At 67.5% G+C, this 231-nt stretch carries 1 protein-coding gene; it reads left to right on the top strand.

The features are described from left to right. Positions 1 to 231, top strand: a 231-nt coding sequence (locus HKX41_13855; GenBank protein ID NNC25218.1) for a phosphoribosylformylglycinamidine cyclo-ligase, incomplete at both ends; no start/stop codon positions are given.

Below are 231 nucleotides of genomic sequence, written 5' to 3'. Positions count from 1 at the left end.
GTTCGACCTGTCGGGCAAGTACCGCGAGCCGGTGCTGGTCTCCGGCACCGACGGCGTCGGCACCAAGCTCAAGCTGGCCCAGCAGTTGAACCGCCACGACACCATCGGCATCGACCTGGTCGGCATGTGCGTCAACGACGTGCTGGTGCAGGGCGCCGAGCCGCTGTTCTTCCTCGACTACTTCGCCACCGGCAAGCTCGACGTGGACACCACGGTCGCGGTGGTCGGCGG

The organism is Salifodinibacter halophilus (assembly GCA_012999515.1).
GTDB classification, from domain to species: domain Bacteria; phylum Pseudomonadota; class Gammaproteobacteria; order Nevskiales; family Salinisphaeraceae; genus Salifodinibacter; species Salifodinibacter halophilus.
This window is presented reverse-complemented; position numbering and strand designations above follow the sequence as displayed.